Genomic DNA, 5,888 nt, shown 5'->3' on the forward strand with positions numbered 1-5,888 from the left:
CCTAGGACAGGTCACGCTCCACGCGGTCGAGCGCCGTGCGGATCGTCTCGAGGTAGCCGGCGGTCGCCTCGTCGTCGGGCAGGTCGCCCATCCGGGCCCGGGCGGACTCGACGTGCTCGCGGGCGCGTTCGTGCTCGCCGAGGCGGCGCAGCACGTCGGCCAGGTTGAGGTGCAGTGACGGGTAGAACCCGGCGATGCGCAGCGACGGGTGGTGAGCCCGGGCGCTGTCGTCGCTCGCGCAGGCGGCCGCGGCGAGCGCCCGCTCGTCCCACATCAGCTCGGCGTGCGGGTCGGGCTGCACGTCGGCCGCGTAGTGGGCGAGCACGCAACGGTGGAACGGGTCGCCGTCGGGGCCGGTGAGCTCGTCCCACAGCGCGTCGAACTCCGCGGCGGCGGCCTCGACGTCGCCGCGGCGCGACCGCTCGACCGCCGCCGTGATGCGGTCCATGATCGGCGCGGCGGCCGTCGCTGTCTCGTCCATGCGGCGGACGCTAGCGGCGACCCCTGACAAGAATCACCGCTCCCGCGCCAGCTGCTGCGCGATCACGCCCTGCAGGTGCTGCAGCCCCGGCGTGCCCAGCCCGCCGATCTGCGACTCCAGCTGGCGCAGCAGGTGCGGGTCGTGGACGCCGGACTCGCTCGACTGCAACAGCACCGTCCCGGCCCCGGTGAAGTCGAACTGGCGCTCCTCACCGGAGTTGGAACCGAGGAACCCCATGGCCGAGTGCAGGAACCCCGTCATCCACGTCGCGTCGTAGTGGTGCGACGGCGACGGGCAGTCGGCCCAGCCGACGAGCGCCTGCGGGTCGACCCGGATCGGCGGCTCGGCGAAGATCACCGGCCCGGAGCTGGACGCCAGGAACTTCCCGGTGCCGATCAGCGTGAGGAACCCCGGCACGATCGACTGCTTGAGCTCCAACGTCTCGTCGAAGGCCAGCAGGTTCGACGCGCGCAGCGTCAGGTTGCCGTCGTCGAGGTCGTAGCTGTTGATGTCGTAGCCGCGGTCGCCCAGGATCAGGTGCCCGGCGCCGGTCGCGACGACCCAGTCGCGGGTGTAGAGCGGCGCGGAGAAGCGCGTCGCGACCATGCCGCCGATGCTGGCCGACGACAGCGGCTCGAAGCGGATCGGCTGCCCGCCGGGGCCGGGGTAGTAGGCGATCATCCGGCCGGTCTGCATGAACAGCCTGCCGTCGAGGCGCACGCAGTAGGCGTAGTGGTTGCCGGGGACGTTGTCGTTGTCGGGCAACGTGTCCGGCGACAGGGGCGTGGGTGGTGTGCTCATCGGGGGAAGCCTCAGATCTTCTGTTCGGACGCCTGGACGAAGACGGTTCCGTGGCCGGTGAGCTTGAGCTGCACGGCCTCGCCGGAGCCGCGGCCCACGGCGTCGCGCCAGCTCGCGTTGAGCGAGATGTCCGCGGTCACCTGGCCGACGTGGGCGACGAACGCCTGGGGGTCGACGGTGGTGGTGACGCCGGGGCGCACGTCGAGGGCGATGGTGCCGCCGTGGGAGAGCACCGCGGCGGCACCGACGCCGTGCAGCTGGGTGGTGAACAGGCCCTGCCCGCTCACCGCGCCGCGCACGGCCCCGCGCAGCCCGCCCTGCGAGCCGAGGAACACCACGGCCGACTGCAGGTGCGCGTCGTGGGCGACGAGCCGGTCGGCCTCGACGGTGAGCGGCCCCGACCCGTCGAGCTCGACGACGGTGACGTGCAGCCCGCGGTGTCCGTAGTAGACGGTGCCGGTGCCCTGGGCGACCATCATCGGCACCTGTTCGCCGGACATCATGCGTCCGGCCATCCCGCCGAGCCCGCCCTGCCCGGCGTGGACGGGTGCGAACCCGACGGCACCGGTGTAGGCGAGCATGGCGCCGCGGCGCGCGAGGACCTCGCGGCCCGGGGCGACGTCGGCGGCGACGACCTTGTGGTTGATCTCGGTGAAGCCCACGCTCAGCGCTCCTCGGGCTGGATGTAGACGACGCCCTTGCCGTCGAAGCGCAGCGAGAACGCCTCGCCGGATCCCTCCCCGACGAGGGTGCGCCACGAGACGTCGGTGACGAAGGTCTGGTTGAGCTGTCCCTGGCTCGCGATGAAGGCGTCGGGGTCGACGACCAGGGGGTACTGCGGGGACACCTCGAGCGCGATCGGCGGGCCGCCGGCCGAGAGCAGGGCGGCGACGCCGTGGCCGGACACGGTCGTCGTGAACAGGCCCTGACCCGAGCTGGCGCCGCGCAGGCCGGCGAAGGCGACGTCGGTGGACAGCCCGTCGGACAGGGCGAGGAGGCGTTCGGACTCGGCGCGCAGGGTGTCGCCGGCGAGCTCGACGAGCAGGACCTCCATGGCGTCCTTGGCGAACCGGACGACGCCGGTGCCGCTGCACTGCATGAGGGCGATCGACTCGCCGGTGGCGCGGCGTTTGAGGGCGGCGCGCAGGCCGTCGCCCCCGCCCATGCCCGCGTTCTTGAAGGTCACGTCGCCGTCGTAGGCGATCATCGATCCGGTCGCCGCGCGGACGGAGCCGCCGCGCAGGTCGACCTCCAGGATGCGGGTGCCGTGAAGCCGGAAGGGCTGCATGCCCGCGATCCTGGCACGACCGTCCGGTTCGTCGCGGGCGTCCCATGCTGCTGCGCCCACACGGGTGTTTGTGAGACCGGACACCGCCGGAACCGGACCAATCGCATCGCTCGCTGATGCAAATTTTTTTAGTGTAAAGCAACTAAATGTTCGTGACGTAGGAGTTGGTGACACGTGGCGCCTGCACGGTCGACGGTGCGGGAGATGGATCCCGGAGCCGCGGGAACGACGGGGGAGCGGGTCGAACCCGATCCCCGCTACAAGTGGATCGCGCTGTCCAACACGACGCTCGGCCTGCTGATGGCGACGATCAACTCCTCGATCGTCCTCATCGCGCTGCCGGACATCTTCCGGGGGATCGGCATCGACCCCCTGGGCCCCGGCAACACCAGCTACCTGCTGTGGATGATCATGGGATTCCTGGTCGTCACCGCCGTGCTGGTCGTCGGCTTCGGCCGCCTCGGCGACATGTACGGCCGCGCCAGGATGTACAACCTCGGGTTCGCGGTCTTCACCATCTCGTCGATCTTCCTGGCCGTGACCTGGCAGCACGGTGACGCCGCCGCCTGGTGGCTGATCATCTGGCGCATCGTCCAGGGCATCGGCGGCGCGTTCCTGATGGCCAACTCGAGCGCGATCCTCACCGACGCGTTCCCCGTCCGCCAGCGCGGCATGGCGCTGGGCATCAGCGGTGTCGCCGCGATCGCCGGCTCGTTCCTCGGCCTGGTCATCGGCGGCCTGCTCGGCCCGGTGAACTGGCACCTCGTCTTCCTCGTGTCCGTGCCCTTCGGCGTCTTCGGCACGATCTGGGCCTACATGAAGCTGCGTGACACCGGTGAGCGCAAGCGCGCCAAGATGGACTGGTGGGGCAACGCCACCTTCGCGGTCGGCCTCATCGCGGTGCTCGTCGGCATCACCTACGGCATCCAGCCCTACGGCGGCCACACCATGGGCTGGACCAGCCCCCTCGTGCTGTCCTGCGTCATCGGGGGCGTCGTCGTCCTGATCGTGTTCGGGATCGTCGAGACCCGCGTCGCGGTGCCGCTGTTCGAGCTGTCGCTGTTCCGCAACCGCGCCTTCACCCTCGGCAACCTCGCGAACCTGCTCGCCTCACTCGGCCGCGGCGGCCTGCAGTTCATGCTGATCATCTGGCTGCAGGGCATCTGGCTGCCCCAGCACGGCTACTCCTTCGAGGAGACGCCGCTCTGGGCGGGCATCTACATGCTTCCGCTGACGATCGGCTTCCTCGTCGCCGCGCCGCTGTCGGGCGTCCTGTCCGACCGCTGGGGCGCCCGTTGGTTCACCAGCGGCGGCATGATCATCTCCGCGGCGACGTTCCTGCTGCTGGAGCTGCTGCCCGTCGACTTCGACTACTGGGCGTTCGCCGCGCTGCTGCTCGTCAACGGCATCGGCATGGGCCTGTTCTCCTCGCCCAACCGCGCCGAGATCATGAACAGCCTGCCCGCGGGCTCCCGCGGCGCCGGCGCCGGCATGACCGCCACCTTCCAGAACTCGGCGATGGTGCTCTCGATCGGGCTGTTCTTCAGCCTCATGATCGCGGGCCTGGCGACGAACCTGCCCGGCGTCATGCAGTCCGGGCTGCTCGAGCACGGCGTCCCGGCCGCCGACGCGTCGAACATCGCGAACCTGCCGCCCGTCGGCGTGCTGTTCGCCGCGTTCCTCGGCTACAACCCGATCCAGCAGCTGCTCGGCGACGTCCTCGGCTCCATCCCGCCGGACCAGGCCGCGTTCCTCACCGGGCGCAGCTTCTTCCCGAACCTCATCTCGGAGCCGTTCTCCGACGGCCTCGCCGCGGCCTTCCTGTTCGCGGTGATCGCCTGCCTCGTCGCCGCGGTGGCATCGTTCTTCACCGGCAGCCGGCGCGCGACCGAGGCCCGGCACGCCCAGGCCGCGACGCGCGAGACCGTCGGTGCCGAGCTCGCCGCGATGGCGGGCGAGGCCGTCGGTGGCCCGAGCGAGATCGTCGACGGGTCCCGGCCGCAGCCGCGCGGCCCGATCCCGGCCGGTGAGCTGGTCGGGCGGGTGCTCGCCGCCTACGGCACCGAGCTCGGCGACGGCGTCGTCGTCGTCACCGCGGGCGACGGCAGCCAGGTCGGCCGCGCGGTCGTCGCCCCCGACGGCAGCTACGCCCTCACCGGGCTCACCCCCGGCACCTACACCGTGGTCGCGACGGCACCCGGCTTTCAGGCCGACGCCGTCGCGGTCACGCTCAACGGCAGCGGCGTCGAGCGCGACTTCAGCCTGCAGGGCGGCGGGTCCGTCCGCGGGGTCGTCCGCCCGGTGCCGGCCGGTGAGCCCGCGACGGTGCTCGCCACCGACTCGGCCGGGCGTGTCGTCGGCCGGGCCACCACCGACGCCGAGGGCGGGTTCGTCCTCGCCGGGCTGCCGTCGGGGGAGACCACGCTGACCGCGAGCCTGCCCGGCAGGCGGCCCCGGGCCGCGACGGTCCGCGTCGGCACCGGCGCCCCCGCGGTCGTCGAGCTGGAGCTGGCCGACGCGCTGACCCGGCTCGCGGGCGTCGTCACCGGACCCGGCGGCGCCCCGCTCGGGGGCGCCACCGTCACGGTGACCGACGACCACGGCCACGTCGTCGCGGCCGTCGTGAGCGGGCCGGGTGGTGAGTACGAGGTCGAGGGTCTGCGTCCCGGCTCGTACACGGTCACGGCGTCGTTCGGCGGCCCGGCGGCGCAGCGCGTCGACCTCGCCGGCGACGGTCCCGCCCACCTCGACCTGCGGCTCGGCGCGACGCCGGCCGCCGCCGGCTGAGGGCCGGGCCATGACCGTGGTGCCGTCGACGAGGCCGGCCACCACCGGGTCCGACCCGGACACCGTCGCGGAGCTCGCGGGCCGGCTGCGGATCGTGCTGAGCAGGCTCAGCCATGCGCTGCGGGCCCCGGACGACCACGAAGGTCTCACGCCCACCCGGATCGCGACGCTGTCGATCCTGGAGAGCGCGGGTCCGCTGCGGGTGGGCGCGCTGGCCGACCGGATCGGGATCAGCCCGCCGACCATGACCCGGCTCGTCGACTGCCTCGGCGAGCTGGACATGGTCCGGCGCGACCCCGATCCCGACGACCACCGGGCCACCCGGGTCAGTCTCTCCGCGCACGGGGCCGCCCTGCTGGTGGGGCTGCGCCACCGGGGGACCGGGATGCTCGCCGAGCGGATCGCCGACCTCGACGCCGACGCCCTCGCCACCCTGGGCGACTCGGTGCCGCTGCTCGAACGGCTCGCCGAGGCGATGCTCCCGCAGTAGACGCCCTTCCCGCGCGCAACCTCACTGCTGTGAACCGTCGG

General features: G+C 72.4%; 6 protein-coding genes. 2 read left to right on the forward strand and 4 right to left on the reverse strand.

Annotated features, from left to right (window positions below; genetic code table 11):
* Position 1: 1 nt before the first annotated feature.
* Genes PSU4_RS30425 through PSU4_RS30440 form a run of 4 tightly spaced genes read right to left on the reverse strand, consistent with a single transcriptional unit; the run spans position 2 to position 2,570 of the window.
* Positions 2 to 481, reverse strand: coding sequence for a hypothetical protein (locus PSU4_RS30425; protein ID WP_246115456.1), 480 nt, complete (start codon positions 479 to 481; stop codon positions 2 to 4).
* A gap of 33 nt (positions 482 to 514) precedes the next feature.
* Positions 515 to 1,282 (reverse strand): AIM24 family protein, encoded by a 768-nt coding sequence (locus PSU4_RS30430; RefSeq protein WP_147116074.1) that lies wholly within the window; start codon positions 1,280 to 1,282, stop codon positions 515 to 517.
* An 11-nt stretch (positions 1,283 to 1,293) separates the two neighbouring features.
* Positions 1,294 to 1,944 carry an AIM24 family protein gene (locus tag PSU4_RS30435; RefSeq protein WP_147116076.1) on the reverse strand — a complete coding sequence of 217 codons (651 nt, stop codon included), beginning with the start codon at positions 1,942 to 1,944 and terminating at the stop codon, positions 1,294 to 1,296.
* A gap of 2 nt (positions 1,945 to 1,946) precedes the next feature.
* Positions 1,947 to 2,570 (reverse strand): AIM24 family protein, encoded by a 624-nt coding sequence (locus PSU4_RS30440; RefSeq protein ID WP_147116078.1) that lies wholly within the window; start codon positions 2,568 to 2,570, stop codon positions 1,947 to 1,949.
* A 204-nt stretch (positions 2,571 to 2,774) separates the two neighbouring features.
* Between PSU4_RS30440 and PSU4_RS30445 the strand changes: the two genes are divergently transcribed.
* The gene (locus PSU4_RS30445; protein WP_147116080.1) at positions 2,775 to 5,357 is read left to right on the forward strand and encodes an MFS transporter; all 2,583 of its coding nucleotides are present in this window, start codon (positions 2,775 to 2,777) and stop codon (positions 5,355 to 5,357) included.
* A gap of 10 nt (positions 5,358 to 5,367) precedes the next feature.
* Complete coding sequence (locus PSU4_RS30450; RefSeq protein WP_147116082.1) at positions 5,368 to 5,847, forward strand: MarR family winged helix-turn-helix transcriptional regulator; 480 nt, start codon at positions 5,368 to 5,370, stop codon at positions 5,845 to 5,847.
* The last annotated feature ends 41 nt before the right edge of the window (positions 5,848 to 5,888 follow it).

This window comes from Pseudonocardia sulfidoxydans NBRC 16205 (assembly GCF_007989085.1).
Classification (GTDB): domain Bacteria; phylum Actinomycetota; class Actinomycetes; order Mycobacteriales; family Pseudonocardiaceae; genus Pseudonocardia; species Pseudonocardia sulfidoxydans.